Origin of the sequence: Bifidobacterium tibiigranuli (assembly GCF_022655035.1) — a bacterium.
In the GTDB taxonomy this organism is placed as follows: Bacteria; Actinomycetota; Actinomycetes; order Actinomycetales; family Bifidobacteriaceae; genus Bifidobacterium; species Bifidobacterium tibiigranuli_A.
Window position 1 is genome coordinate 1 of the sequence record NZ_JALCUA010000014.1, and the last position, 26,324, is coordinate 26,324.

Consider the following 26,324-nt stretch of genomic DNA (forward strand, 5'->3'; position numbering starts at 1 on the left):
CATTCGTGGCCTGAATCTCGCTGCTGAGTTTAGCGTCTAGGGCTCGAATGTCACTGCTGTTTTCATCGATGCGTTTGCCGAGGTTAGTTTCGACGCTGTCGATACGCTTATTGAGACTGTCTTCGACGCCGTCGATGCGGGTGCCGAGTCTTCGGTTGCCGGTCAGGACGATCCTGGCCAAGGCCGCGCCGACAGCGAGGATTGCCGCGAGGGTGGGGAGGCTGTTGATGAGCATGTTCATGGCCGGGTTCCTTTCGTATGCTTTCAAGCATAGGTGATTGCTGCTACCTACGCTATCGGCCGGGTTCGCGGCCGTGCAAGCGGAACAAGGGTATGTGGTCGAACGCTCGGACTTATCCACATCGTCGGCGTGTCGTGGATAGCACAGCGCGGATAACCCGGCTGCGGATAACCCAATGCGCCATAGCTGCCGCGTCATTCTCTGTATAAAGCCAACCGACTGTCTCGATTCTTCACGAAGAATGCACAACGATGTTCAAAGGGGTTATTGAGCAGTTGAAAAAGGGAAGAGCATGATCGCTGACTCGCTGAATGACGCGCTTCCGATCTTCTGCGCACCGGGGGAGCCGAGTCGATCTTCGAAGCTTCGTAGAGCGAAGCGTGCGCAATCGATCCTTGTATCTTGATTTGTCGTACCGTAGCATAATTTCGTAGCGGAAATCATCCGCTACATAACAAAAATTATCAATTACACAACAGAAAAATATCTATTACACAACAAAAATATATCCATTACATAACAAAATCTACTCACTACACAACAAAAACAAGGGAGTTTTTAATGCGTACGCTATGCTCAAAACGCAGAATACTCGGTGCCGGAGTCAGTTTCTTCGTCACTGCCATTGTGCTGGCGCTGATTTCGCCGTTCGCCCATTCGCAGCCGTTGCCCAATCAATCAACTGACGATATGGCCGTGACTGCGCAGGCGCCGCCGTTGCCAAACATCCGTTCCGGGCAGCAGGGAATCGACCCTGCGGGCTATTGGACCGAAGAGAAAATGCGCAATGCCATCCCGGCTGATGACGCGATTACTGAAGACGAGCAAAAAAGCTCCGTTGATCGTAACAATGGCAATAATGGCAACGATAATAACAACGGTTCTTCGGGCGAAATCATGCAAGGAAAAGACGTAACGCAGCCATCCGCGCCACTTGAATCGGATCAACAGTCCAGCTCGGGCGCGAACGTCCCAACGAACGTAGGAAAAGTGTTTTACACATATCGAGGTTCGAACTATGTGTGCTCGGGCTCTGCGATCAATAGCCCGAACAAAAGCGTGGTCTCGACCGCAGCGCATTGCGTGCATGACGGCGCGCATCAGGGATGGCATACCAACATAGCCTTTGCCCCGGCGTATTACAATGGAGTGTCCAGATACGGCCTGTGGAACTGGAACAATGCGATAACATTCAAGGAATGGATTAACAATTCAGATAACAGCAGAGACCAGGCCTTCTTTACTGTCCACAATCGCAATGGCCGATCATTGGTGAATACGGTGGGCGGCAATGGCCTCTCGTATAACTTTGGACAGCGGCAGAACAATGTTCGCACTTGGGGCTGGCCGACCGATCCGCCGTATACCGGCCGGATTCCGCACTACTGCGAAGGCAAAACGTATAAGCGTTTTCAGTGGAGCAGCGACATGCGCATGGAGTGCGGCATGGGAAGCGGCGCCAGCGGAGGCCCGTGGCTGATTTCCCGTACTGACGCCAATCGAGGGCAGGTGTTCGGTGTGACCTCTCGCAGAACGGGTTCCGGCACCCCGAATGTGCTGTCAACGCCTTTCGATGACGCTGTTGCGAAGATCTTCAAAGATATTGGATGATTCTTACGATGGTTTCTGATTCCATCCCCTGTTAATGCCGTAAGGCCCCCGAACCGCTCAGGTTCGGGGGCCTTACGCATATCTGACTGTGCGCGCTTCGCATTCAGTCACATCATCAGATCGATGCGCACTATGGCAGTCCGACTTTGCATAGTGCGCAGAAAACGCACATTTCGTGTTATATCGTCATGAAGGATAATCGTTGGGATTTCAACGTTCCTATGCTAGAAAGCTACCATGCACAGTGTGCGTTTCGATCGCACTACGCCAACGGGGATTGCAGTAGTGCGGGTCCCGCCGTGGCGCCTCCACGGGTCCAGCAGCTGACCGCCTGAGCAGGATGTATCACCCTTAGGCTATTCTCAGGAAACGGTACATTTTGACGCAGGCGAACGGTGGACCAACAACGTAGTGGTGCATCCGGCGACGGTGTCGAGCCAGTGCCGGCCCAAGTCCAAAGGAGGACGCATCTCTCATGAGTCAACACACAGCAGTCACACCCGACCTCTCCGGAGGCGATTCCAGAGGAGTCATCCGAATCGCCTCGGTCGCCGCTCTCGGCGGTCTGCTCTTCGGCTACGACTCCGCCGTCATCAACGGCGCGGTCTCGGCCATTGGTGAAGTCTGGCACATCGGCGCGGGAGCTCTCGGCTTTGCCGTCGCTGCGGCGCTCATCGGCGCTGCGATCGGCGCGATGACCGCCGGGCGCGTCGCTGACCGAGTTGGCCGACTGATGGTGATGAAGATCGCAGCCCTGCTCTTCATCCTCAGTGCCATCGGTTGTGTGCTGGCCTCCGAGACCACCGCCGGACTCGTGATATTCATCGTCTTCCGTATTATCGGCGGAGCCGGCGTCGGTTTCGCATCGGTTATCGCCCCTGCCTATATCGCCGAGGTTTCGCCGCCGCAGATTCGCGGTCGGCTCGGTTCCCTGCAGCAGCTCGCCATCGTCACCGGAATCTTCCTTTCCCTGCTGGTCGACGCCCTGCTGGTCCATGCCACCTCGACTGGTCAGCCCGACGGCATGCTCTGGTTCGGGCTGGAGGCCTGGCGCTGGATGTTCCTGGTGCTTGCCGTCCCGGCAATCATCTACGGCGCTCTGGCCTTCACGATTCCCGAATCGCCGCGTTATCTGGTGGCCGCCCACCGCATTCCGGAGGCCCGCAAGGTGCTCACCCTGCTGCTTGGCGAGAAGAACCTCGAGATCACCATCAACCGCATTCAGGGCAGCCTCGCCGGCGAGACCAAGCCCTCCTGGCGGGATCTGAAGAACTCGCGCACCGGCAAGATCTACCCGATCGTGTGGATAGGCCTCATCGCCTCGATGCTGCAGCAGTTCGTCGGCATCAATGTCATCTTCTACTATTCGAACACCCTGTGGATGGCGGTCGGCTTCAACACCTCGTCGGCGTTCACCATCTCGGTCATCACCTCGATTGTCAACATCGCGACGACCATCGTGGCGATCCTGCTGGTCGATCGGATCGGGCGCAAACTCCTGCTGATGATCGGCTCGGTCGGCATGACGATCTCCCTGGCCGTACTGGCGGTCTGCTTCGGCACGGCCGCTATGGTTCCCGACGCCACCGGCCAACTCGCCCCGGTTCTCAACGGAGCCTCAGGCCCGATCGCCCTGGTCTCCGCCAACGTCTTCGTGATCGCCTTCGGCATGTCCTGGGGCCCGGTGATCTGGGTGCTACTCGGCGAGATGTTCCCGAACCGGATCCGCGGCGCCGCGCTGTCCCTGGCGGCCGCCGGGCAGTGGGTAGCGAACTGGATCGTGACCGTCACCTTCCCCGGCCTCAAGGATATCTCCCTCGGTCTCGCCTACGGCATCTACACCGGTTTCGCGCTCATCTCACTGCTCTTCGTGGCGAAGTTCCTCACCGAGACCAAAGGCCGCACGCTGGAGGACATGGACGATGCCCTCGGCGAGGACAGGCCAGCAGCGTCCGATGTTGCGCAGGCTTCGTGACGCCGTTACTCTCCAATAAGGCCGTTCCTATATAACAGCAAAAGGCCCGGAACCGCAGAAACATGCGGTTCCGGGCCTCTCGACAGCTCGCGTGGCCGGTTATGGCCACCCCGGGGAACTAGGACTTCCTAGAACGCCCAATAGTGTTCTAGAAGTCCCAATTGTCGTCAAGAAGCGCGGAATCATGCGGTTTTTGCGGTGCAGCGGCAACTCCGTGCCCTCTGCGTGCCACTCGTGCTGGGGATCTGGTTCGGCCCGCTGTGACGGGCCGGATGCACGTTCACTATTGTACTGGATGGCCGTGAGCAGCGAGTGGTTCGCCTCCGAATCGACACAGAACTGGACGGTCTAGAGCAATGGCACAACTCTACCGTTTGCGGTATAGTTGCGCCATGACTGTCAAGGTGAGGTACCGGGATGTCGTACGCGAGATCGCCTACGACAACTACGGCTATGTCACGACCAAGGACGCGACGGATGCTGGGGTTCCTGCGATCGAGATGCCCAAGCTTGCGGCTCGCGGGGGTCTGACGAACGTCACCTATGGCCTGTATCGTGTGCCGGACATCCCGCCGACGCGCTTCGACCAGTTCGCCGAGGCCTTGCTGCGGGTCGGAGACGGCGCGTACCTGCACGGGGAATCGGTGCTGGCCCTGTTCGGTCTTGCCGACGTGAACCCGCGGCGGATCAGGGTCGCGGTTCCCCGCCGGGTGCGCGCCAAGCTCCCGGACTTCATCGAGCTGACGCAGGTTCCCGCCGACGCACGCACCACCTTCTATGAAGGCTTGGCGTCGCAGCCGATGGCCGAGGCGATCCTCGAATGCCGCGGGCGCATCGAGACCGAACGATTACTGGACGCGGCGCGGCAGACGCGACAGGACGGTTTGCTGACCACGACAGAGTGGCGGCAGGTCAGGAAAGGACTACGGCCATGAGCTACGACAGCGCACCGGTGAGCGTGCGATCTTTGGAACAGCGCATCCGCAACCTCGAAGGATCGGAAGGCTTGGCGTTGCGCCGTCGCGTGTCGATGGCGCTGGTTGTTGTCGGTCAGATGCTTCCAGAGGGTGCCGTCAAGGGCGGCAGCGCCATGGCCCTGCGGTATGGGCGGGGAACGCGGTTCACTCAGGACTTGGATGCCGCGCGGGTTCAATCGCTGTCCGGGTTCCGCAGCGATTTCGAAGACGCGCTGGCGGCGGGATGGGCGGGGTTCACAGGTCGCCTCGTTGAGCGGCCAGCGCCCAGGCCGGCAGCGGTGCCGACCGCGTACGTGATGCAGCCGTTCGATGTGAAGCTGGATTACCGGGGCAGGCCGTGGTGCACGGTGAAGTTCGAGCTGGGGCATAACGAGCTTGGCGACGCCGAGCAGCCCGAGTACCGGCTCTCCAACAGTCTCGCCGGGCTGTTCACCGAAGTGGGGCTGGAAGAGCCGAAGCCCGTCCCGGTGATGCGCGCCGATCATCAGATCGCGCAGAAACTTCACGCCGCATCGAGTCCGGGCAGCGAACGCGCCAAGGATCTGGTTGACCTCCAGCTGCTCGACAAGGGCGAAGATCTTAACCTCACCCAAGTCGCCCAAACCTGCATACGGCTGTTCGACTATCGCCGCCAGCAATCTTGGCGGCCAACCATCCGCGTCGGCGACCAATGGGACACCCTCTACGCTGAGGCGGCAGAAGACATCGACGTCCTGCCGACCGTCGAAGAAGCAGTCGCGTGGACCAATGAACTCATCCGACGCATCGCGGCGGCATGACTCACGCGAGTCAGGTTCCGAGAGGTCGAAGCAACCAGGAGCTCGCATTGATGGGACGCCTCTGAACGCTACGGGTTTGTCGCGTCAAAGACTGTGGCCCGGCCTCTCGGGTGGCTCATGTCGGCGAGCGTTTGGCCGGTAGGGTTCCCGCGTCTGCTGTGTTTGTCGCATTTGGGTCTGTGCCTCGGCTTTGCGCTGTGCTTGGATGCGGGCTGCGGCCTCGTGGATGGGCAGGGCGCGCAGTTCCTCGATCCGACTGCGCACGGCGGCGGCCCGGCGTTGGGCCTTCCGGGCTTCTCGTTTTGGATTAGGGGCGTGCATGCCGAGCCGGATGCGGCGGGCCTGCTCGGCTCCGTATTCGCCGACCAGCAGCGCGAGGCGCTCCCGCTCGTGGCGTTGCCGTAGCTTCTCCCCGTCGGTTCTGGCGGCGGTCACTTGCTGGGTGGCGTCGATGAGACGCGGGTCGGCCTCGGCGTGCCGGTCGACCTGCTGCGCTGTCCACTGAGACAGAGTGCTGGCATCGCGTGGCGGCTCGCCCCACTTCTGACGCACCCGCTCCCGAACGACCTGCGCGCGCTCGCTCGCTTGCCGATGTTTGGTGCGGGCCTTGCGCTTGCCGAACAGTCCGGCACGGTCGAGCTGGGCGCGCGCAGCGGCTTCGCTCTTGACAGCATCGAGATAGGCCACGCTGTCCGCTCCGGTCTGTGCAGTGAGGGGTCCGATGATTCCGGCGCGGATGTACTCGGCATCGTTCTCGGCTTTGGCCAGGACAGCGGCGCTCTGCCCGTCTTCATCCCGGTGCGCGGCACGTTGGGCGTCGAACCTTGCTGCGGTCTGCTCCCAGCGTTTCGCCGCCTGTTCTGCGCGTTCGGCTTCGACGGTGAGGCGGACGAGTTCGTCGGTGGCGAGCTGCACGGGGCCATCCTTGATGAGGCCTTGCACGGCTTGGACGGCCTGCTGGGTGGCGTGGTCGAGGCCCCGGTCTGCCGGGTCGCGTTCCATCGCCTCAACGAACTGGGCTTTGGCATCGGCCAGGTTCTCCGCGACGACGTGGAGGCGGTTCTGCTGGCGGCCTCGGGTCATGCCGACGTAGACGCCTGCCGCGCTCGCCGCCTCGCTGAGTATTGTGTGCGAGGCATCGACGGTTGCTCCTTGGACGCCGTAGGCGGTGGCGGCATAGGACAGGTGCGTCCATTCGCTCACATACTCGGCAGGCAGGGCGACGGTGCGCCGGTGCTTTCCTGCGCCGCCGACTTCGCGGGCGTGGACGGTGCCCTCGTCGGTGACGTGTCGCACGATCCATTGCTGCCGGTTCGCCACGCCGAGGTCGCTGCTGTTCTTCCGGGTTTGGATCAGGTCGCCAGCGCCGATGCTCAGCCCGTCGCTGCCGGTCACGGTCATGGTGTCGTCCACTTGGCCGCGCTCGACCCGACCGGCGCGGATGCGCTCGTTCACCTCGGCTGCCTCGTCGTTCGTGGCAAACGTGATCGCCTCCCCGTCGCGGGTCTGGGTGGCGATGTGTTCGCGGGCCGCATCTTCGTCGGCGTGCAGGGTCACGAGGCCCATTGCGGAGAGCTGGTCGAACACATCGCCGGGGTGCTCCCGGTCACGCATGGCAAGGGTGAGTGCGGCGTATTCGGGGTCGGTGAATCTATGGAGTTCGGTCATGTCGTAGGTACGGCCACGAATCTGCGCAGCCATGTCGAGCACCCCGCCACGACCCACGGCGGGCAACTGTGCGCGGTCGCCAACCAACGCGATCGTCGCTCCTGCTTCTTGGGTGACGGTCAGGAGGGCGTGGGCGGTGTCTTGGTCGAGCATCCCGGCCTCGTCCACGATCACCCGATCACCCTCCGCAAGCACCGCGTCGCGCGGCGGGCCGCTGTAGACGTTCCCCGTCGCAGGATCGAGGTCGCCGGGGCTGAGGCGTGTCCATACGCCGTCCTTGTTCCACCGCCACCCATGCGCATACACGAGCGCCGCGACGCTGGTGGCGGGCACGCCGAGTTCGTCGTGGGCGACCTGCGCCGCCCGCAGGGTCGGCGCAACCACCCGCGACGCTCTGCCGTGCTCGGCTGCGACTTGGATGGCGACGCCGAGCATGGTGGTCTTGCCGCTGCCCGCCGCACCCTCGACAATCACCAGCGGGTCTGTCGAGGCCACCGCAGAAGCGGCCACGGTCTGCCCTGTATCCAGCCGGGCCTTGCGTGCGGCCTCAGCGATATTCGGGTGCTTTGGCTCGCGCCCCGGTACGGCGGCGGTGAGCTGGTCGCGCAGCGCAGTCTCGGCGGCGAGGACGCCCAGACTGGTGAGGTGGGCGACGTGTTCGGGTTGCGCCATGCCCGGCGGCAGCACCGAGAAACAATCCGAGACGCCGAGGCCGGTGGCGAGGTCGATGAACTCGCGCAACTCCGCCGGGATCGCTTGCACGCCCGCCTCGGTGGTAATCCTTGTGACGTGCTCTTGGATAGTGTGACGATTCCAGGTCGATGCAGCCGCCGCGCAGCGATCCAGCGCGCGACTCGCAACCTGCTGCACGCTGAGGTCATCCAGCGACACCGGTGCAACCATCTCGCGGTGCTGCAACTTATCTGGGTCGTAGCCTGCGTCGCGGAGTTCCTGCTGCCACCACTGCTCGTCTTTGAGGTCGGCGGGCTTCTTGCCGGGCCGCTGGAACGCCCACGCCGCATCCTGCATCCGCGCCGTCAGCACCGGCCCCATGCTCTCGTCCGGATGCTTCTCCTGCCATTCGGCCTCCATACGTTCCAGGTTGCGCCTAATCTGCGCCGACCGCTTCGACATGACTGTGTTGAACGGCTCCAACTCGGTCACTTCGCCGCTCACGGAATCGAGCGTCAGCCCGTGGTCTGCGAGGGTCTGCGCGAGCTGGGGGTGCGCGGCGATCACCGCAGTGCCCAAGGCACGGATCGCGCCCTGCTGCTGGAACAACGCCGCCGTGGTCAGAGCCCGCCACTTCCCGCCCGCCCACACCCTCGTGCCGATCTGGAAATGGATATGCCGGTGCGGATCACCCGCACGACTCGTCTTATGCGTGATCGAGACGGTCTGCATGTGCTCGACGGGCAGGACCTCCTGCGCGCCGCGCGGCCCGGCGAGGGTGACCGAGTGCTGACCAAGAAAGTGCTGAATCTCCCGCGCCGCATCCCGCTGGGCTACATCGAGGGCATCGGAGACTTCGGGGTGGAGTGCGGCGGCGACCGACAGGCTCTTGGGGGCGTTGATGACCATCTCAGCGAACAACGGCGACCCACGACGAACCTTGCCCGCCTTGCGCGGGGTGCCCATCGACTCCCCGGTCTCCGGGTTGACCCAATCCACCCACGCCTCGTACTCCTCGGCGGTCAGGGAGCGGGTGGCGGCGACCTCGCCGTTCGCGTCGATCACCGCGTACTCGGCCACCGCGCGGTCTGGGCCGAGGTAGTACTCATCAGCGTGGGAACGGCCGGCCTCGACATAGGCGCGCGCGGCAGCACCGCTGCCGTGGAACAGAAGCACGCCGCCCTTCATCACTGCCTCCCGCAAGGTCGTCCTTGCAGGAGAGGTGCGCACTACGGCCCCGCCGTAAAATACGTGCATTCATTCTGAAGCGAAGAAGCAGACGGCGAATAGGGCATCGATAACAAGGGAGTGTAGTACGGGTGCGGGCGGATCAATTGAGTGTGGTTGGTTGAGCGCCGGGACAAGGTGTCTGATGCCGCGCCTAAGGCGAGTGGAGGAAGTGATGTTGAATGAGACTCGCTATCGGGGCGCAGAAGGACTTATGTTTTCATAGGGCGAAGGAGACTCACAGCGAAGATCGCTGTGATTAGAGTTGGGAATATCACCGATTATAAAAGCAAGTCGTCAGTACTACAGACCCCGAATGAGAAGCTGGTTCCCTGCCCCGTTTGGGGAACGACGCACGTCGGCGCTGTTCCAAACGGGACAGGGAATCAGGGGTGAGTGGTTACTTAAGTGCGCTGAGCTGCGTGTAGAGCGTCTTCAGCCCATCGGCAGGCAGGGCAGTCAGGTAGATGTCGTCGATTGCGATGACTCGATTGTTTTTGACGGCATCGAGCTTATCAGCTCCCGGAAGACTCAGCAGCGCTTGCTTGGCTTGCGCTTCGGTCGTGCCGTAGCCCGGCTCATAGGCGACGATCAACGCATATGGGTTGGCCGAGATGAGCTTTTCCGTGCTGAGTGGCACGAAGCTGCCAGTCATGTCAGCGAAGGAGTTGGTCTGATTGAGCGATGCCAGCATGGTGTGTTCGAGGCTGGCAGAGCCGTAGCCGTAGAAGCTGCCAGAGTAAGCGGTAAGCATTCCGACCTTCTGCTTCGGAAGAGTTTTTGCCTTCGCTTCGGTGCCGGCGATTGACGCCTTCATCGCGGAGATGGACTTTGCAGCATAGTCGCTGGTGCCAAGGAGACGGCCAAGGATTGTGATATCGCTGTAGTTGGCGTCATACCCGGTGCGATTCCCGTGCATCTGCGGGTATGTCTGGCAACCGTTGTTGACGACGAGGGCCTGGATGCCGAGGCTTTTAAGCTGGCTTGCCAGCTGAGGGTCGAGGTAGTGCGTGACGAACAGGTCGGGGCTGAGCGAGGCGATGGCCTCCTTTGATGGCGGGGCGGTTTTCGACAGCTGAGGAACGTTCTTCATGGTCGAGGCTGCGGTGCCAAGGGGTTCGTCTCCGCCTTGTGTGTAGCCAACAACGCGACCGGTCTCGTTGCCGCCGGCTGCAGCGACGAGAGCAGCCGCTTGCGGCGTGTCGACGACGATCTTCGGGGCGTGGGCGAAGGTGTAGCTGTTGCCGCACTGCTTGAACGTGTATGGGAATTCGCTGGCACTGGCCGAAGATGAGTTCGACGTAGATGAATTCGATGTGGTGTTCGACGAGCAGGCGGCCAGCGACGCGGAGAGCGCCATGCACGCCGCGAGAGCCAGCATGGATTTGAGATATTTCATTGTGGGTTGTTTCCTTTCGGTTGTGTTGTACTGCGAAATGCAGGAATCGGGGACTCCGGCCGAAAAACCAATTGCACGCAATCGGGTTCATCAATACGACGTACGCGGATTCCGTATATCGGTTCGATGAGTTCCGGTGTCAGCACTTCATTCGGTGTGCCGTCCGCGACGACCTTTCCATCACAGACCAGTACGATGCGGTCGCAATATCGCGCGGCGAGATTCAGGTCGTGCAGTACGACCACCGTCGTGATGCCCAGGCTGCGGACGCACAGGAGCACGCCGTGCTGGTGGCGGATGTCCAGATGATTGGTCGGCTCATCGAGCAGCAGGTGATCGGTGTTCTGCGCAAGGGCACGGGCGATTAGGACGCGTCGTTTCTCGCCTCCGGAGATCTGTGCATAGTTGGCTCGGGCAATGCCTTCGACCTCGACGCGTCTCATCGCCTCGATGGCGAGTGCGCGGTCGTCTGCGGTGTATCGTTCGAAGGATTTGCGGTGCGGCGAGCGGCCTAGCAGCACCATTTCCGCGACCGTCAATGGAATCTCGGATGGTGATTCCTGCGCGACGACGCCGATGCGACGAGCGCGGGCTGCGAGCGGAATGGACGCGAGCGGGACGCCATCAATTTGGATCGAACCGGAGCTGGGCTTCAACGCCCCGTACAGAGTGCGCAGCAGCGTCGACTTACCGGAGCCATTGGGGCCGATGATGCCTACAACCTCGCCGGTATGGGCCCGTAAGCTAACCTCGGTGAGCACCTGATGGTCACCGAAGGAGAAAGACACGTTGCTGGCTTCAATCATCGCGTCTCACGCCCCATAGGCGCGGTAGCGCCGAATCAGAATGAACAGCATCGGAGCGCCAACGACGGCGGTGATGATGCCAATGGGCACATCCGCCGGAGCGAGAACTGCGCGGGCCAGGGCGTCTGCCCAGACGAGAAAAATGGCACCGATGAGTGCCGCGCTGATAAGTGATACGCGGTGGACGCTGCCGGTGCAGAGCCGGGCGACGTGCGGCACGATGAGGCCGACGAATGCGATGCCGCCCGAGACTGCCACGACCGCGGCGACGCACAATGCGACAACGACGAGCAGTTCGACTCGCACCCGCGATGGTGACAGGCCGAGTGATCTGGCGGTTTCGTCGCCGATGGACAGCGCATCGAGTCGTCGGGACCATCCCAGTAAGACGAGGAACGCGACGGCCACGATGATCCCACTGATGCTCACGGCGTTCCAATCGGCGAGGCCCAACGAACCGAGCAGCCAGAACAGAACGTCCTGAGCCCCCTGTGCGCTGTGCGCGGCGAAGATCATGAAGCTCGTCGCGGCGTTGAGGACATAACCGACTGCGACGCCTGCCAGGAGCAAACGGGTTGACGTAACCTGGCCGCCGCTCCGTCCGAGCCCGAGTACCAGTGCCATGGCCAGGAGTGCTCCGGCGAATGCGCTGCCGGTCAGTTGGCTGCCTCCGATGCCAACGCCGACGCCGAACAGGATGGTGAGGGCCGCGCCTGTGGACGCGCCGCCGACGACGCCGAGCAGATATGGCTCAGCGAGAATGTTTCGGGTCATCGCCTGCAATGCCATGCCTGAGATTGCGAGCCCGGCACCGACCACCATACCCAGTAACACCCGGGGAAAGCGTACCTGGGTCACGATGAGCTCTTGGGCGTTGCTCCAAGATGGTGTGCGCGGGAATCCGAACAGCTGGTGCGTGAGGATCCGTGCCACGGTGGCGGGTGGGATTGTCACGGAGCCAATACCCACGGCGAGGAGGCTGGCGATCAGCAGAAGGATGAGTACGGCAATCCAGATGGCCGTACGGCGGCGGCTGACACCGAACACGGCATCGGCTTCCGGCGGCTGCATCTCGTGCATTGTGACTCACTCTTCTCTGCTATTCGGCAAGAATCCGTTCAAGACGCGTTGACGAGAGTCAACGACGGTGTCTCGGACACACCGTTTCGAGAACTGTTCTCAACAAAGGTGATAGTATAGCTTTCCGGAGACATAATCTCCACTAAATTTAATAGTCGTGGCCGTGCGGTGTCGAACACGGTGCTGTCTCATGGAGGTCTTGCATGACGAGCATTGACATACGAGGAACAGCGGGGCGCTTGAGATGAGTGACGCGCCTGGGGGCACGTCACCCTCGCTTATTCGTCCAATCCGCGGGCGTCTCATCGGCGCGATCGCTGTCGAGGCATTCGCCGCCGCGGCCGGAGCCATTCCGCCGATCGCCGTCGTGGAGCTTGGACGGATTTTGTTGAGTCCATCGCCTGATGCCGATCGGGCGTGGCTCGTCGTGGTTATCGCCGCTATCGCTGTCGTCGTTCGGCTGCTGCTGGCGATCATCGCCAGCACGATCAGCCATTACGCGGAGAATGACCTTCAGCTAGGCATCCGGCGGGCGCTCATTGAACGGTTGGGGCGTCTCCCGCTCGGGTGGTTTAACGCGCACTCGTCCGGTGTCGTGAAGCAGGCGGTGGGCGACGATGTCGACGCGCTGCACCATCTCGTGGCGCATTCCGCGTTGGAACTGACTGCCGCGATCGTGGCTCCTGTCGTCTCGCTCGCGTATCTCTTCCTCATTGATTGGCGGCTTGCTCTTATCACGCTCGTTCCGCTTGCCGTCGGCATCGTCTTGTTTCGCCAGGCGGGTGCACGATTTATGCGCGGATTCGGGAAGATGTTTCCGGCGATGCAGAAGATCAACGAGACAGCCGTCGAGTTCGTCAACGGCGTCGCCGTCGTGAAGACGTTCGGCCAGTCCCAGCGGTCGTATCGGCGCTTCGCCGACGCCGCAGAGCGATTCGCCACCGGTTGGAAACGATTCATTGACCCGCTCGTGGCATCTCGGACGCTGTCCGAACTGACGTTGTCACCCGGAGTAATGCTTCTCGTGATTCTCATCTTTGGCAGCATCTTCGTGACGACTGGCACGATGTCGGGCGTTGACGTGCTCGCATTCGCGGTGCTCGGTGCAGGTCTGTCAGCTCCGGTGCTCGCGATGAGCTATGCCGAACAGGATCTGCGCGCCGGCAGGCTCGCCCAAGCGCGTATTCAATCTCTGCTATCCACCCCGGTGGTTCACATTGCTCAGCCGGCACAGGCACCGAACGACGGCATGGTTGAGCTTGACAAACTGGGCTTTGCATACGACGTTGACCATCCGGTGCTGAACGACATCAACCTCAAGCTTCGACCAGGCACGGTAACTGCGCTCGTCGGCCCATCAGGCGCAGGCAAGACGACGCTTGCCCGGCTAATCCCGCGATTCTACGACCCGGCCACCGGAACGATTCGCATCGGCGGGGCCGATGTCACGGCGATTCCCAGCGACGACCTGTATGCGAATGTCGGATTCGTGTTTCAGGAGGTTCGGCTGCTGCATGACACCATCCGTGAAAACATTCGCCTGGCTCGTCCGGACGCAGACGATGAACAGGTCGTCGCGGCGGCAACGCAAGCGCAGATTCACGAGCGGATCCTGCAGCTGCCCCGCGGCTACGACTCGGTCGCGGGCGAAGATGCGCTGCTCTCCGGCGGCGAGGCGCAGCGGGTCGCCATTGCCAGAGCCATCCTCGCCGACCGCCCGATCATCGTGCTCGACGAGGCGGCAAGCTTCGCAGATCCCGAATCAGAACACGAAATCCAGCGCGCACTGAGCGCCCTGACGCGCGGCAAGACCGTGCTTGTCATCGCTCACCGGCTGCGCAGCATCGCTACCGCCGACGAAATCGTCGTCCTCGATGGTGGCCACATCGTCGAGCGGGGTACCCATGAGCAGCTAATTGCCGATGATGGGCTCTATAGGCGGCTGTGGATGGCACAAGGAGGGGCCGACTGCGCACCCGGTCATAGCGAAACATCGGAGTCGAGCGGGAGAAAGGAAACACGATGATCCGTCAACTGCTCCGTATTCTTGAACCCCGACCACGCAGGACGCTCCAACGCATGATCGTATGGCAGTGCGTGAACGCCATTGCCCAAGGAGCGCTGTTTGCTCTGACGGTCCCCGTGCTGTTTATGCTGCTCGGCAGCAATCCGAGCGCCGTGTGGCCGTGGCTATGGGCCTTCATCATGGCATCGGCACTCTACGCGATCGTGTACTGGCTGAGCCTGCGCTCGGCATTGCGGTCGAGTTCGACGCTGTCCCTCGCGCTACACACTCGCATCGGCGACCATCTCAGCAACCTGCCGCTGGGATGGTATACCGCAGATCGTATCGGCCAGCTCAGCACCCTGCTCGGCCAAGGTGTCGTGGACATCATGGGCATTGCCGCCCACCTTATCCGCCCACTGATCTCTGGTCTGCTCACCCCGGCAACGATCGTCGTGACGCTCGCAGTCTTCGATTGGCGGCTGGCGCTCATCACGGCGATCGCGATCCCCTTCTTGCTGCTCGTATTTCGATGGGCGAGCCGTCTGTCGGCGAAAGCAGACACTATTCAGGCAGCGGTTCAGGCCGACGCGGCTGGCAAGATCATCGAGTATGCGTCGCTGCAGCCAGTGCTGCGCGCCTACGGAACGAAGGGCACAAACGCCCGACTCGTTGACGAGGCGCTCGCCAGCCGACGCAACGTCTCCGCAGAGGTGCTGCGCACATCGACGCCCGGCCGGGTCGGGTTTGCGCTCGCGCTCCAACTTGCATTCACGCTCATCCTTGCTGCTGCAGCAGCACTTGTGCTTGGCGGATGGACGAGCGCCGTGTCCATGCTGCCGCTCCTCGTGCTCATCGAGCGTTTCGTAGAACCGCTGAATGAAGCGGCTGGGCTGGCATCGACCGTTCAGCGCAATGAAGGGTCACTGAACCGTATCGCCGCAGTCCTCGATGCTGCATCGCTGCCTGAACCCGCTACCCCCGTTGTTCCTGCGGGCAACGACATCGCGTTCGACCATGTCGGCTTCGGCTATGACGACCGCCTCGTTCTCGAAGACATCACTGCGCGGCTGCCCGAGGGCACAACGACGGCGCTCGTGGGGCCCTCGGGCAGCGGCAAGACGACGCTCACCCGCCTCGTCGCTCGCTTCTGGGACACCGACACCGGGAGCGTGCGTATCGGCGGCACCGATGTACGTGACATTGCCACGACAGACTTGATGTCGCGCTTGGCTATTGTCTTCCAAGACGTCTACCTGTTTGACGGGACGATTGCCGAGAACGTACGGCTCGGCAGACCCGACGCCACCGATGAAGAACTGCGAGCGGCCGCGACGGCTGCCAGATTGGACAGCATCATCGCCCGTGCTCCGCAGGGCTGGAATACTCCCGTCGGCGAGGGCGGACTACTGCTCTCGGGTGGTGAACGCCAGCGCGTTTCCATTGCCCGTGCACTGCTTAAGAACGCGCCAATCATCCTCCTCGACGAAGCCACCTCCGCGCTTGATCCCGAAAACGAGGCTGCTGTCCAAGCGGCCATCGAAGCACTCAGCCGTCACAAGACGGTGCTTGTCATCGCCCACAAGCTCGACACGATTCGCCATGCCGACCGCATCCTCTTCCTTGACCACGGACACATCATTGAAGACGGCACGCATGACTCGCTGCTAGCTGCCGGCGGGCGATACGCCCAATTCTGGAACACTCGCGAGTCTGCCGCCGAATGGCACCTCAATGAACCGGACTGAAACCATCTTCTCGATACCGGGTGACTTCGTATCGACGGACTAACGCGGCGGGCGTCCAACGGCGCGGCGCTGACCCACGTCCTCCATCGCCGCAGCGATATCGGAACGAGACATAGGGACACCGGGGAGCAAAGGCTGCCCCGGCCGCAACCGCAGGCCCTCCAACACCACGGCGAGACACCGACGCCACTGGTCGGCGTCCACATTCACGGTGTAGTCGCGCACGGCGTCGATCATCACATCGATGAGGAAGAGGTCGGAGAGCGTGACATCCTGACGGAGGTAACCATCCGCCTGCGCCCGCACGATCAGCTGCTGCACCCTTGGAGAGCGCCGCACGCGGCCCTCCGCCCACGACTCGGCCCCTGCCCGTGTCGTCATCACCATCGTGCGCAGGCCACGATCCGCGTCAAGGAAAGCGTTCATCCGTTCGATGTAAAGAGCCAGGCCGTCCCAGGAATCCTTCTGAGCCAGTGCTTCGTCCACAATCGCGTCGAGCTGCTGGGCACGATCCTGATACACCGCGTTGATCAAATCCGGTTTCGAAGGGAAATTACGATACATGGTCCCCACCCCGACCCCAGCATGACGTGCGATCTCGTCCAGAGTGGCCGTCAGACCTTTCTCGATGAATACCTCCCGCGCCGCCACCAGCAGCCGGGCTCGATTCGCGATCGCGTCGCTACGCCGTCGACGCCTTGGGGCCGAAGTAGAAGGTTCATCTTCATCTGGGTTTGCCATGCCTCCATTATCGGGCAACACCCATGACGTATCCGACGATGCTCAGGATCGAGAAGATGACCCGCCTGCTTCATGAGACCAATCGACTAGTGCAGCGATGTTGGTGATAGCGCATGATCCGATGCATACCGTTCCATCGCGCGAGCGAGAACGTTCTGAGCATGTTTAGCAAAGGCAATCCAACCGAGCACAGGGCCTCTGCCGTGAGGCAACCCCCATGACAGGTCTATCTTTCTCAGACTCGTCCCGATATTCCCCCAACTCGGCATATCCATCGGCCACAGACAGCCAACTGGAACAGAACAATCCCAAGCGTTGATTGAGGCACGCCATGAACGACTTCCACCCGATTGCCGCACGCACACAATCCTTTACACAACCCATAGGCCCGGAGGCGTTCGATTGCGTGACGCTGGCCGTGATACGTGACGGCACGGCGATTCTGTCTTCTCAGCTCGGTCAGCGACCGGTCGCCGTCGGGGACGCGGTGCTGATATGCGCGAACAGGTTGCACTCCGCCGAGCCGGAGGGCCACTGCACGGTCACATTCATCAGCATCGACACCGATTACTTGATCGATCAGGTGTTCTGGACGCACGTCGGTCTGTTGTCTGACCGGCTCGATGCGCGTGAGCTGATGGGCAAGCTCTATGTCGAACCCATCCAGCTCCTCCACTTCGGCGTGGAGAAGCTGGACCAGATAGCGCCGTGGCTCGATCAGCTGGTGCAGCTGACCAGCACAGGCGACTATGCGGCGCGGTTCAACCGCATTCAGGCGCTGTGGTTCCTTATCGCCGATGCCATCGCGCCTTTCGTCAGAGTCTCACCAGTGCGCCTGTCGCGCTCGCAGCGGGAGCGACTGCGGCCCACGATGCCGCGTCATCGCCGGTTCGTTCCGCTGCGCTCGGAGGCTATGCAGGCGGCTGAGCTGCTGCGGGGTGACCTCGCGCGTCATTGGACGACCGGCGAACTTGCCGAGCATGTGCATTTGTCCGAGTCCCAGTTCTCGCGCGTGTTCGGCGATGCCTACGGCAAGACGCCGATGAGATATCTGACGATGCTGCGGATCGAGGAGATGGCCCGGTTGCTGCGGGAGACCGATCTGCTGGTCGAGGACGCCATCAGACAGGTCGGCTGGCATAGCTTGAGCTATCCGATCCGCCTGTTCCGCGCCTACATCGGCGTGACGCCCGGCGTGTACCGGCGCACCCACAACGCGGTGGCGTGAGAATCTGCCCGATGCAGTCGTGAATCTTCTCGATACCCGCATCCGACACGCCACAACGGCGTTTTCTGGGGAACGGGTGCGCACCTGTCTGTTGACAGCCAGATTCTCGGTGGAAGGAACCCGTGATGGAAGCGTTGGCCGTACCCGCAGATACCGGGAAGGGACGGTGCCGGACAATTTCCGGGACCGTCAGTGTCCTCGCGTCTGCTGCTGGTCGGTGTTCCACGGTGTGCCAAATTTTGGCAGGCGGTCGAAAGGCTCTCACGGTGGTGCAAAATTTGCGGCACCGTACGGGTGCCTTCACGGTGGTTCCAATTTGGAACCACCGTTCGATTCATACGACTGCTCGACGGTGGGGGAAATTTTCCCCCACCGTCAGTTCCCGGCAATGCTGCACGGCAAAGCAGACGGGGGTGCAAAGTTTGCACCCCCGTGGAAACCTACAGCAGTGGTTTGTCGGTGCCGCCAAATTGGCGGAACCGTGTGACTGAGGCCGAGGCGTGACGGTGGTGCAAAATTTGAACCACCGTCGTTTCCGGCACGACTCTCGCCTGTGCGGCTGACGGGAGTGCCAAATTGGCACCCCCGTTCATACCTGCCCGAACATCTCATCGGAAGCGCGGGGTGTCCGGTTGTTTCAGCGTGATGGTATCTCGATGAGGAGGCGTTGGGTCAGTTCGTCGGGGTCGACGCGGATGAGTCGGCCGACGCGGTAGCCGCGGATGGTGCCGTCGGAGATGCGCCGCCGCAGGGTCTTGACCGATATGCCGTATCGCTCGGCGGCCGCAGCCAGCGAGACCAGTCGCCGGTCAGTTGTGGGTGGGTGAATTCGGGTTGTCATGGTCGTGCCTTTCTGCTGGATTTGCTGCTGATCTGCTTGGTTCGTCGGACAGGTGTGCACCGCCTACACATCGCCGTCCGTGGCTGTCGCGTCATGTCCCTCGCCTGCGCCGAGTGCGACGGCCGTGGCCGTGGATGACGTGATGGCGGTGATGCGCTGGCTCATCCGGTCGGCCAGCTCACGGTCACGGGTCATGGTGGCGTGCTGGTAGCGCAGCACGACGCGCATATCGGAGTGGCCGCCACGGCGCATCAGCTCGGCCAGAGTCGCTCCCTCCTGCGCGAAGAACGTCAAGCCGGTGTGCCGCAGGTCGTGGAACCGGAAGCGGTGCGGCAGTCCCGCTACCGCGTCTCGGCTTTCGATCCACACGTAGCCCCATCGCGTGTTCGACAGGGGAACCGTGCCGCATGCGTTGGTGGGGATGACCGGCGCTTTGGCTTCGGGGGCGACGTTGGTTTGCAGGTGCTCGCGAAGCCGGTCGAGCATGAGCGGCGGGATGCTCAGCGACCTCCTGCCCGCGTCGCTCTTCAAGTCCGTGTAGTCGCCGGTGTGCGCGTTCAATTGCCGTCGCACGTGCAGGGTCGCGGCCCCGTCGGGATGCCATTCGATGTCGCGGCGCTGCAAGCCCAGGCATTCGCCGCGCCGCAGCTGGCACCATGCGGCGAGCAGCACCATGATCGCGTACGGCTGGGGCGTGGTCGCGTAGAGCGCTTCGACCTGCGCGGGGCTGGCGATGTCCTCGTTGGGGTCATGGTCGGGGTCGTGCCTCACCGTGGCCTGCTTGGGGATCGAGATGTCGGGTGCGGCCGAGATGATGCCGTCGCGCGCGGCCTGCCGCAGGATCATCATCAGCACGATGAGCACGGGCTGCGAGATGCTGTTGAACTTCGACCGGGGATTCAGCGGCGAGGGGATCGCGTCCAGCCGCTCGGTCATCTGCCGGATGCGGGGCACGTCGATGTCGCGCACCGGCGTGTCGCCGAACTCGGGGACCAAGTAGCCTGCGATCTTGCCCTTGTACGACACGACCGTCCCGGCGGCGCGCCGCTTGCCGCCGCGCCCCGGCTGGGTGCGGATCATCTCGATCCAGCGCTCGGCATACTCCGCGAAGCCGATAGACCTCGCCTTGTCCGCCTCCGCCTCGGCGTGCAGCCGCGCGGCCAGCGTCGCGGGCGGCTCCCACAGGTCGCGGGCGATCTTCGTCTGCACCCCGGCCAGCCAGGTTCGCGCGTCGGTCTTCGTCAGGAACGTCAGCGGCTTGTCGTCATCCGTGCGGGCGGTGTGCATCACGCCGTCCGGCCCCGGATACCGCGCCTGCCAACGCCCCGAAGGCAGCTTGCGCAGGCTGCCCCAGCCCTCGCGTCTGGATGCTCCGTTCTGCTTCCTCGTCGTGTTCATCGTGTCCTCCTGCGGTCTCGAAGAGACGCAAGCGGACTGGCGTGCCACTTCGTGCCACTCGGGTTCACGAACCTCGAACTTCCGCGGAATCGCGCGGATCGTGGGCTCTCTGAACACCTAGCTGTGGCACGGTATGGCACGCCCTCGACGGCACGCCGGTGCCGTTTTCCGGTCTGCGAGCCATCCCGCCTGCACCAGACAGGTGTGCTCGTGCCACCCCCGTGCCATTCCCAATGGGTATTCGTTCTCATCGCTGTCCTCCTCTGTCAAATAGCAGAGGGCATACAAAAGGCCCGGAACCGCAGAAACATGCGGTTCCGGGCCTCTCGACAGCTCGCGTGGCCGGTTATGGCCACCCCGGGGAACTAGGACTCCCTAGAAGTCCCAATCATCGTCGTCGGTTTCGACGGCGGTGCCCATGACGTAGGACGAGCCGGAGCCGGAGAAGAAATCGTGGTTCTCGTCGGCGTTGGGGCTCAGGGACGTCAGGATGGCCGGGTCGACCTGCGTGTCCTCGGCGGTGAACAGCGCGGGGTAGCCGAGGTTCATGAGCGCCTTGTTGCCGTTGTAGCGCACGAAGGCCAGCACCTTGTCGACCAGGCCGACACCCTTGTACAGGTCTTCGGTGTACTCGACCTCGTTATCGTAGAGATCCTGCAGCAGCTCGTACGTGTAGTCCTGCAGCTCGTCGCGGCGCTCCTGGCTGAGGTTTTCAAGCCCGATCTGGTATTTGTAGCCGATGTAGTAGCCGTGCACGGCCTCGTCGCGCAGGATCAGGCGGATGATGTCCGCCGTGTTGGTGAGCTTCGCGTGCGCGGAGAGCCAGAAGGGCAGGAAGAAGCCCGAATAGAACAGGAAGGATTCGAGCAGCACCGAGACGATCTTCACCTTGAGCGGGTCGTCGCCGTTGTAGTAGTCGAGCACGATCTGCGCCTTCTTCTGCAGATTCGGGTTCAGCTCGGACCAGTCGAAGGCCTCATCCACCTGCTTCGAGGAACACAGCGTCTCGAAAATCGAGGAATACGACTTGGCGTGCACCTCCTCCATGAAGGTGATGTTGCAGAACACGGCCTTCTCATGCGGGGTGATGGCGTCCTGAATCAGCCGCGGCGCGCCCGCCACGCCCTGAATGGTGTCAAGCAGCGTCAGCCCGGTGAACACGCGCATGGTGAGCGTCTGCTCGTCGTCGCTCAGCGTGCCCCACGAAGGGATATCGTTGCTCAGCGGCACCTTCTCGGGCAGCCAGAAGTTGCCCGTCAGCCGATCCCAGACCTCTTTATCCTTGGGATCGATAATCTTGTTCCAGTTGATCGCCTGAACGCGCGTCACCGGATGGTACGTCAGCCGCGGGAACCGCTCCATCGGATCCACAGTAGACGTAGCCTCAAGCGTCTCGTCCTTCGTATTGTCAGTCATCACTGACTCCTCTCATATGTTTTATGTTTTTATACGCTCAACAAGGGCCTCTGCGCTCTGATGCATGCTGAGATGAGCGTCTTTAGCGTGAGTGGTGGGAAAGGGAGGCATGTTGTCCGACCGTATGACCGGCCGAGCGGCCTTGGAGCGTGTCGGATAATATGCCTCCCTTTCCCACCACGACAACTCCTACACACTCATCACAGCATGCAGCTGACGCAGCCTTGCACTTCTGTTCCCTCTAGCGCCTGCTGCCGGATGCGGATGTAGTACAGGGTTTTGATGCCTTTGCGCCAAGCGTAGATCTGGGCCTTGTTCAGGTCGCGCGTGGTGACGGTGTCGGGGAAGAAGAGCGTCAAGGACAGACCCTGATCGACATGCTGCGTGGCTTCGGCGTAGGTGTCGACGATGGGCTTCCAGCCGATTTCGTAGGCGTCCTTGAAGTATTCGAGGTTGTCGTTGGTCATGTACGGCGCGGGGTAGTAGACGCGCCCGATCTTGCCTTCCTTGCGGATCTCGATCTTCGAGGCGATCGGGTGGATCGAGCTCGTGGAATGGTTGATGTACGAGATCGACCCGGTCGGCGGCACGGCCTGCAGGTTCTGGTTGTAGATGCCGTCGCGAAGAATCGCGTCGCGCAGCTCCTCCCAGTCCTGCACGGTCGGAATGTGCACTGCGAAGTGTTCGAAGAGCTCCTTGACGCGCTGGGTGCGCGGTTCGAGGGAGCGGCGGCCGTCGGTGTACTTGTCGAAGTAGTTGCCTTGGCCGGCCGGCTTCGCGTAGTCGCTGGTCGGGAAGCTCTTGAAGGCGTGACCGCGTTCGACGGCGAGCTCGTGCGAGGTCTTGTAGGCGTTGAACGCCACCGTCATGAAGTACATGTCGGTGAAGTCCAGGCCCTCTTCGGAACCGTAATGGATGTGCTCGCGGGCGAGGAAGCCGTGCAGGTTCATCTCGCCCAGACCGATGGCGTGGCCTTCGTCATTGCCGCGGCGAATGGAAGGCACGCTGTTCATCTGCGTGTGCTCAGAGACGGCGTTCAGCGCGCGGATGGCGGTCGAAACGGTGCCGGTCAGTCCGCCGTCCATCGCCTTGGCAATGTTGAGCGAGCCGAGGTTGCACGAGATGTCGCGGCCGACGTGGGCGTACGTGAGGTCTTCGTTCAGCACGCTGGGCTCCTGGACCTGCAGAATTTCGGAGCACAGGTTGCTCATCGTGATGCGGCCTTCGATGGGGTTGGCGCGGTTCACGGTGTCCTCGAAGAGGATGTAGGGGTAGCCGGATTCGAACTGGATCTCGGCGATGGTCATGAAGAACTCGCGCGCGTCGATGTAGGTCTTGCGGATGCGGTCGTCGGCCACCATCTCGTCGTAATGCTCGGTCACGGAGATGTCCGCGAAAGGCTTGCCGTAGACGCGCTCGACGTCGTAGGGGCTGAACAGGGCCATCGGGGCCTTGCGCTTGGCCAGCTCGAAGGTGATGTCGGGGATGACGACGCCAAGCGACAGCGACTTGATGCGGATCTTCTCGTCGGCGTTCTCGCGCTTGGTGTCGAGGAAGCGCAGAATATCAGGGTGATGCGCATTGAGGTACACCGCGCCGGCACCTTGGCGCGCGCCAAGCTGGTTGGCGTAGGAGAAGGAGTCTTCGAGCAGCTTCATCACCGGAATGACACCGCTGGACTGGTTTTCGATATGCTTGATCGGCGCGCCGAGCTCACGCAGGTTGCTCAGCAGCAGCGCCACGCCGCCGCCGCGCTTGGAGAGCTGCAGGGCCGCGTTGATGCCGCGCGAAATCGATTCCATATTGTCTTCGATGCGTACGAGGAAGCAGCTGACTGGCTCGCCGCGCTGCGCCTTGCCGAGGTTCAGGAAGGTCGGCGTGGCGGGCTGGAAGCGGCCGGAGATGATCTCATCGGCGTACTTGACGGCGAGGTTTTCGTCGCCGGAGGCCAGTTCCAGAGCCACTGCGGCGGAGCGCTGCGGGAAGTCCTCGAGGTACTGCTTGCCGTCGAAGCTCTTGAGCGCGTAGGACGTGTAGAACTTGAACGCGCCGAGGAAGGTATCGAATTCGAAGCCTTCGGACTCGATGTGGTCGTAGAAGGAGTCCAGGAATTCGGGGCTGTACTGGTCGAAAACGGCCTTGTCGTAGTACTGGTTATCGATGAGATATGCGAGCCGCTCGGCGGTGGAGCCGAACTTCACGGTATTCTCGGCGACATGGCCGGTCATGTAGACGCGCTCGGCCTGCTTGTCCTTGTCGAACTGGATGTTGCCGTTCGCGTCGTACAGGTTGAGCATGGCGTTGAGCGAGTGGAAGTCGTGCGCGGGGTCGTATTGGTCCGCGGTGTCGCTGGTGTTGTCCATGACCAGCGCGGTGCTGTCGGTGATTGCCATGGGGCTGTCCTCCGGTGTGGTGTGATGCGTGTGATTAGGTGTGATTGTGGTGTTATCGTATGGCGCTTGCGGCGATATGCGTTGGGAGAAAGGGGTTCGTGGCGGCTTTCAGGTTGACTGCGGGCGATGGGTTCTGCATGGCACCGCAGTCCTGCACGTTCTGCGAAAACCGTTTATAACGGTCTGTATATGCTCTATATCTCTATATGTAAGGACTTCGCCAGTCCGCTTCAGTTTTATTGGCCAATCACTCTCCACTCTCATCGGCCGAAACGGCTCCCAGGATTTCAGAGCCTCAGACGGTCGTTGCTGCCGGCTCGCGCTCTTTCGTGTAGAAGTCGAGCAGCCCTTGGCGCACTGCTGTCTGGTCTTCCGGGGTGCCCATGAGCTCGAAGCGATACATGAGCGGCACCTTGCACTTCGCGGAGACGATGTCGCCGGCGATGCAGTAGGCCTCGCCGAAGTTGGAGTTGCCTGAGGCGATGACCCCGCGGATGTACTGCCGATTATCTGGATTGTTGAGGAACTGCTTGACTTGGGTCGGCACGGCCTTGTGGGCGCTTCCGCCGCCATACGTCGGCACGATGAGGACATAGGGTTCGCGCACGTTGAGCGCTGGGTCCTTGGGGCGCAGCGGGATGCGGTAGACGTTGATGCCCTCGTCTTGAAAATCGCAGTTGGCGACGAAGCGCGCGGTGTTTTCCGAGGCGGAAGAGAAGAAGACGACCGCTCCGATCGCCGCTCCTTCCGCCTCGTACAACGGTGCGCTCAGTGCGTCGGTCTGCGATTCGCTCATACCAGTACCGTCTCTTTGGTGAGTTGCTTGATGAGGTCGGGGCGGTATCCGCTCCACGAGGCGTCGGGGGTGATGACGATCGGGGCCTGACGGAAGCCGGCCTGCTGCAGCTGCTCAAGCGTGGAGGGATTCTCGGCCAGATCGACGACCTCGAAGTTGATGCCCTGCTTGGTGAGCTGGCGCTTGGTGGCCTCGCACTGCGGGCAGCGATACTTGGTGAAGACGGTGACGGTCATGGCTTTCCTCCGGTTGACTGATGTAAGTGTGTCTGGGTAGATAGATTACATGGATGTGATTTAGAAATAAACACCATGTCTAGTGGCGTGTCGGGGTATCGGCCACTAGATATAGTGCTTCACACTCTCGGATGCCTACAGCGGCAAGAGATTTCGGCCATATGGCCCGCTCGCTCGCAAATGTGTAAATGTTGCATTAATCACATTGGTGTAATTCGGCCAGTGCCGTCTGCAGCGTCGTCGTCCTCGCGCATGGACTGGGCCACGGCTCGCGCGGCCTGGTCGACCTGAGCAATGATGGCCCGGGCTTGAGCATCGTCGTGCGCGGACTCAAGCAGCCGCATGCCGCTGGACACCAGGCCTCTGGTGATGGTGGCCCCGACGCGGGGCGAGTGCGGGCACAGCTGCCGCCATGCGCGGGCGACAGGCATGGCGATCGTGGCGTGGAAATCCGGCTTGTCTTCAGACCCGTCATTGCCGACATCAGGTTTGGTATCCGGTTTGGGCTTACGCGCCGCAGCGCTACTGGTCGGGTGCAGTTTCATCATCCAGCCGTGGCCGTGGATCGAGGTCTGCTCAAGATTGATGCGCACCCAGATGGCGATGATCTCAACCGGGTCGCTCACGTCGGCCAGCCCATCCTCAAGCGCTTTGCGCCAGTCGGGCAGATGGCGCTGCAGCAGCTTGTGGCGCAGATCGTCCATATTGTCGACATAGCGATAGATGGAGTTTCGGGCGATTCCTGCGCCTTGGCTTACCGCAGCGGGGGTGAGTGCGTTGTTGCCTTGGGTTTTCACGATATGCTCTGCGCAGTCGAGCAGGGCGTTCATCGTGTTGCGGCGGTGCTCCTCGAGATTCGCTTCGCTGATACGTGGCATCGCATTCCTGTCCTTGTGCTCCGAGTCGTGTGTGAACGTGTGTGAGAATTCCGGCGACTGTTCAATTCTGGCAGCTGGCTGCCGGCATCGCACGCAGCCTTGGCGTTTCGCCAAGCGTGACAAGCGCGGCAATAACCGAGCGGGTGCGCCGTCGTCGCCTTCGTCTGCGCGGCTCGATGTATATTGTACCGCTGTATTCCGCAGCTGTT

Annotated in this window: 20 protein-coding genes; 7 read left to right on the forward strand and 13 right to left on the reverse strand. The window is 61.9% G+C overall.

The window, feature by feature from the left end:
* Positions 1 to 241, reverse strand: a 241-nt coding sequence (locus LKK40_RS09855; protein ID WP_304310421.1) for a hypothetical protein, incomplete at its 3' end; no start/stop codon positions are given.
* Between the two features lie 627 nt (positions 242 to 868).
* Here LKK40_RS09855 and LKK40_RS09860 point away from each other — a divergent pair.
* The 4 genes from LKK40_RS09860 (at position 869) to LKK40_RS09875 (ending at position 5,583) form a co-directional block, all read left to right on the forward strand.
* Positions 869 to 1,852, forward strand: coding sequence for a trypsin-like serine peptidase (locus LKK40_RS09860; protein ID WP_273296385.1), 984 nt, complete (start codon positions 869 to 871; stop codon positions 1,850 to 1,852).
* A gap of 475 nt (positions 1,853 to 2,327) precedes the next feature.
* Positions 2,328 to 3,827, forward strand: coding sequence for a sugar porter family MFS transporter (locus LKK40_RS09865; RefSeq protein ID WP_304310422.1), 1,500 nt, complete (start codon positions 2,328 to 2,330; stop codon positions 3,825 to 3,827).
* A 392-nt stretch (positions 3,828 to 4,219) separates the two neighbouring features.
* Positions 4,220 to 4,762, forward strand: coding sequence for a hypothetical protein (locus LKK40_RS09870; protein ID WP_273296390.1), 543 nt, complete (start codon positions 4,220 to 4,222; stop codon positions 4,760 to 4,762).
* Positions 4,759 to 5,583 (forward strand): nucleotidyl transferase AbiEii/AbiGii toxin family protein, encoded by an 825-nt coding sequence (locus LKK40_RS09875; protein ID WP_273296391.1) that lies wholly within the window; start codon positions 4,759 to 4,761, stop codon positions 5,581 to 5,583. Before LKK40_RS09870 ends, LKK40_RS09875 begins: the two co-directional genes overlap by 4 nt.
* An 84-nt stretch (positions 5,584 to 5,667) precedes the next feature.
* On the opposite strand, the gene mobF is transcribed toward LKK40_RS09875, so the two are convergent.
* The 4 genes from mobF to LKK40_RS09895 all read right to left on the reverse strand — a co-directional run bounded on the left by mobF (position 5,668) and on the right by LKK40_RS09895 (position 12,435).
* Positions 5,668 to 9,111, reverse strand: a complete 3,444-nt coding sequence (gene mobF, locus LKK40_RS09880; RefSeq protein ID WP_273296393.1) for a MobF family relaxase — start codon at positions 9,109 to 9,111, stop codon at positions 5,668 to 5,670.
* A gap of 439 nt (positions 9,112 to 9,550) precedes the next feature.
* Positions 9,551 to 10,549, reverse strand: a complete 999-nt coding sequence (locus tag LKK40_RS09885; protein WP_273296395.1) for an ABC transporter substrate-binding protein — start codon at positions 10,547 to 10,549, stop codon at positions 9,551 to 9,553.
* Positions 10,546 to 11,355, reverse strand: coding sequence for an ABC transporter ATP-binding protein (locus LKK40_RS09890; RefSeq protein WP_273296398.1), 810 nt, complete (start codon positions 11,353 to 11,355; stop codon positions 10,546 to 10,548). Before LKK40_RS09890 ends, LKK40_RS09885 begins: the two co-directional genes overlap by 4 nt.
* 6 nt (positions 11,356 to 11,361) lie before the next feature.
* Positions 11,362 to 12,435 (reverse strand): FecCD family ABC transporter permease, encoded by a 1,074-nt coding sequence (locus LKK40_RS09895; RefSeq protein WP_304310423.1) that lies wholly within the window; start codon positions 12,433 to 12,435, stop codon positions 11,362 to 11,364.
* A 244-nt stretch (positions 12,436 to 12,679) separates the two neighbouring features.
* Between LKK40_RS09895 and LKK40_RS09900 the strand changes: the two genes are divergently transcribed.
* Together LKK40_RS09900 and LKK40_RS09905 are read left to right on the forward strand one after the other, a co-directional pair.
* Positions 12,680 to 14,461 (forward strand): ABC transporter ATP-binding protein, encoded by a 1,782-nt coding sequence (locus LKK40_RS09900; RefSeq protein WP_273296405.1) that lies wholly within the window; start codon positions 12,680 to 12,682, stop codon positions 14,459 to 14,461.
* Between the two features lie 53 nt (positions 14,462 to 14,514).
* The gene (locus tag LKK40_RS09905) at positions 14,515 to 16,188 is read left to right on the forward strand and encodes an ABC transporter ATP-binding protein (protein WP_304310424.1); all 1,674 of its coding nucleotides are present in this window, start codon (positions 14,515 to 14,517) and stop codon (positions 16,186 to 16,188) included.
* Positions 16,189 to 16,227: 39 nt separating this feature from the next.
* Here the strand turns inward: LKK40_RS09905 and LKK40_RS09910 are convergent, their stop codons facing one another.
* Positions 16,228 to 16,929 carry a TetR/AcrR family transcriptional regulator gene (locus LKK40_RS09910; protein ID WP_273296409.1) on the reverse strand — a complete coding sequence of 234 codons (702 nt, stop codon included), beginning with the start codon at positions 16,927 to 16,929 and terminating at the stop codon, positions 16,228 to 16,230.
* 331 nt (positions 16,930 to 17,260) lie between these two features.
* Between LKK40_RS09910 and LKK40_RS09915 the strand changes: the two genes are divergently transcribed.
* Complete coding sequence (locus LKK40_RS09915; RefSeq protein WP_273296410.1) at positions 17,261 to 18,157, forward strand: helix-turn-helix transcriptional regulator; 897 nt, start codon at positions 17,261 to 17,263, stop codon at positions 18,155 to 18,157.
* Positions 18,158 to 18,794: 637 nt separating this feature from the next.
* On the opposite strand, the gene LKK40_RS09920 is transcribed toward LKK40_RS09915, so the two are convergent.
* The 7 genes from LKK40_RS09920 to LKK40_RS09950 form a co-directional block, all read right to left on the reverse strand.
* Positions 18,795 to 18,998 (reverse strand): helix-turn-helix domain-containing protein, encoded by a 204-nt coding sequence (locus tag LKK40_RS09920; protein ID WP_273296411.1) that lies wholly within the window; start codon positions 18,996 to 18,998, stop codon positions 18,795 to 18,797.
* A gap of 63 nt (positions 18,999 to 19,061) precedes the next feature.
* A complete protein-coding gene (locus LKK40_RS09925) occupies positions 19,062 to 20,396 on the reverse strand; it encodes a tyrosine-type recombinase/integrase (protein WP_273296412.1) in 1,335 nt (444 codons plus the stop codon).
* 375 nt (positions 20,397 to 20,771) lie between these two features.
* Positions 20,772 to 21,758: a class 1b ribonucleoside-diphosphate reductase subunit beta gene (gene nrdF, locus LKK40_RS09930; protein WP_273296797.1), complete on the reverse strand. Its 987-nt coding sequence runs from the start codon at positions 21,756 to 21,758 to the stop codon at positions 20,772 to 20,774.
* Positions 21,759 to 22,012: 254 nt separating this feature from the next.
* The gene (gene nrdE / locus LKK40_RS09935; RefSeq protein WP_273296414.1) at positions 22,013 to 24,205 is read right to left on the reverse strand and encodes a class 1b ribonucleoside-diphosphate reductase subunit alpha; all 2,193 of its coding nucleotides are present in this window, start codon (positions 24,203 to 24,205) and stop codon (positions 22,013 to 22,015) included.
* A gap of 295 nt (positions 24,206 to 24,500) precedes the next feature.
* Positions 24,501 to 25,001 (reverse strand): class Ib ribonucleoside-diphosphate reductase assembly flavoprotein NrdI, encoded by a 501-nt coding sequence (nrdI, locus tag LKK40_RS09940; protein ID WP_304310425.1) that lies wholly within the window; start codon positions 24,999 to 25,001, stop codon positions 24,501 to 24,503.
* Positions 24,998 to 25,237, reverse strand: coding sequence for a glutaredoxin-like protein NrdH (gene nrdH, locus LKK40_RS09945; RefSeq protein ID WP_304310426.1), 240 nt, complete (start codon positions 25,235 to 25,237; stop codon positions 24,998 to 25,000). Before nrdH ends, nrdI begins: the two co-directional genes overlap by 4 nt.
* 200 nt (positions 25,238 to 25,437) lie before the next feature.
* Entirely contained in the window at positions 25,438 to 26,115 is a 678-nt protein-coding gene (locus tag LKK40_RS09950; protein ID WP_304310427.1) for a TetR/AcrR family transcriptional regulator, read from the reverse strand.
* Positions 26,116 to 26,324: the final 209 nt, after the last annotated feature.

Excerpts from the sequence above, each read along its gene's own strand:
- LKK40_RS09915 (WP_273296410.1), top strand. The coding sequence starts at position 17,261 with ATGAACGACTTCCACCCGATTGCCGCACGCACACAATCCTTTACACAA.
- LKK40_RS09885 (WP_273296395.1), bottom strand. The coding sequence starts at position 10,549 with ATGAAATATCTCAAATCCATGCTGGCTCTCGCGGCGTGCATGGCGCTC.
- LKK40_RS09925 (WP_273296412.1), bottom strand. The coding sequence starts at position 20,396 with ATGAACACGACGAGGAAGCAGAACGGAGCATCCAGACGCGAGGGCTGG.
- LKK40_RS09950 (WP_304310427.1), bottom strand. The coding sequence starts at position 26,115 with ATGCCACGTATCAGCGAAGCGAATCTCGAGGAGCACCGCCGCAACACG.
- LKK40_RS09865 (WP_304310422.1), top strand. The coding sequence starts at position 2,328 with ATGAGTCAACACACAGCAGTCACACCCGACCTCTCCGGAGGCGATTCC.
- nrdH (WP_304310426.1), bottom strand. The coding sequence starts at position 25,237 with ATGACCGTCACCGTCTTCACCAAGTATCGCTGCCCGCAGTGCGAGGCC.
- nrdF (WP_273296797.1), bottom strand. The coding sequence starts at position 21,758 with ATGGAGCGGTTCCCGCGGCTGACGTACCATCCGGTGACGCGCGTTCAG.
- nrdI (WP_304310425.1), bottom strand. The coding sequence starts at position 25,001 with ATGAGCGAATCGCAGACCGACGCACTGAGCGCACCGTTGTACGAGGCG.
- mobF (WP_273296393.1), bottom strand. The coding sequence starts at position 9,111 with ATGAAGGGCGGCGTGCTTCTGTTCCACGGCAGCGGTGCTGCCGCGCGC.
- LKK40_RS09890 (WP_273296398.1), bottom strand. The coding sequence starts at position 11,355 with ATGATTGAAGCCAGCAACGTGTCTTTCTCCTTCGGTGACCATCAGGTG.
- LKK40_RS09905 (WP_304310424.1), top strand. The coding sequence starts at position 14,515 with ATGATCGTATGGCAGTGCGTGAACGCCATTGCCCAAGGAGCGCTGTTT.
- nrdE (WP_273296414.1), bottom strand. The coding sequence starts at position 24,205 with ATGGCAATCACCGACAGCACCGCGCTGGTCATGGACAACACCAGCGAC.
- LKK40_RS09910 (WP_273296409.1), bottom strand. The coding sequence starts at position 16,929 with ATGGCAAACCCAGATGAAGATGAACCTTCTACTTCGGCCCCAAGGCGT.
- LKK40_RS09900 (WP_273296405.1), top strand. The coding sequence starts at position 12,680 with ATGAGTGACGCGCCTGGGGGCACGTCACCCTCGCTTATTCGTCCAATC.
- LKK40_RS09875 (WP_273296391.1), top strand. The coding sequence starts at position 4,759 with ATGAGCTACGACAGCGCACCGGTGAGCGTGCGATCTTTGGAACAGCGC.
- LKK40_RS09895 (WP_304310423.1), bottom strand. The coding sequence starts at position 12,435 with ATGCACGAGATGCAGCCGCCGGAAGCCGATGCCGTGTTCGGTGTCAGC.
- LKK40_RS09870 (WP_273296390.1), top strand. The coding sequence starts at position 4,220 with ATGACTGTCAAGGTGAGGTACCGGGATGTCGTACGCGAGATCGCCTAC.
- LKK40_RS09920 (WP_273296411.1), bottom strand. The coding sequence starts at position 18,998 with ATGACAACCCGAATTCACCCACCCACAACTGACCGGCGACTGGTCTCG.